The organism is Kineococcus sp. AC630, from assembly GCF_979255925.1.
In genome coordinates this window covers 1-240 of sequence record NZ_CEEDMJ010000132.1, presented here as the reverse complement: position 1 = coordinate 240, position 240 = coordinate 1, and the positions used below count along the sequence as shown (strand labels likewise).

General features: G+C 67.1%; 1 pseudogene. It reads left to right on the top strand.

Going from position 1 to position 240, the window contains the following annotated elements:
- A pseudogene (locus AC0I8G_RS26130) lies at window positions 1-240 on the top strand (sugar ABC transporter permease); the annotation flags it as partial.

Genomic DNA, 240 nt, shown 5'->3' with positions numbered 1-240 from the left:
GGTCCCCCTGATCGGGGTGTGCGTCCTCAGCTTCACCTCGTGGGACGGCATCGGCGCGATCTCCTTCACCGGGCTCAAGAGCTGGACCGCCGTGCGCACGGACCCGGGTCTCCCGCACGCTCTGTGGGTCACCCTGCAGATCATCGTGCTGTCCTGGATCGCCCAGTCCCCGCTCTCGATCCTGCTCGGTGTCTTCTTCTCCGGGCACCAGAAGTACCGCGCGGTGCTGGCGGTGCTGTT